Genomic DNA, 230 nt, shown 5'->3' on the forward strand with positions numbered 1-230 from the left:
ATGCGGCATATTTCTATAAAGAAGACGAAAAACTCATCATTGAAGACAACATTCAAAAGCTAGGTAAAGACGTATTCCATGAGAAACATGGCACGATTGGAGACAAGCTGAAAAGAGTAACAGACATTGCCGTCCGCCTAGCAGGTCATGTGGGTGCAGATGAAGAAACGTCTAAACGCGCTGCGAGAGCAGCCAGGACTTCTAAATGTGACCTTGTGACTCAGTTGGTC

The 230-nt window shown here is 44.8% G+C and carries 1 protein-coding gene; it reads left to right on the forward strand.

Going from position 1 to position 230, the window contains the following annotated elements; translation table 11 throughout:
• A partial coding sequence (locus KVT11_RS20860) for a glycine--tRNA ligase subunit beta (protein ID WP_217609244.1) occupies positions 1 to 230 on the forward strand: 230 nt, incomplete at both ends.

The organism is Bacillus sp. GbtcB10, from assembly GCF_019091365.1.
GTDB lineage: Bacteria > Bacillota > Bacilli > Bacillales > Bacillaceae > Bacillus > Bacillus altitudinis.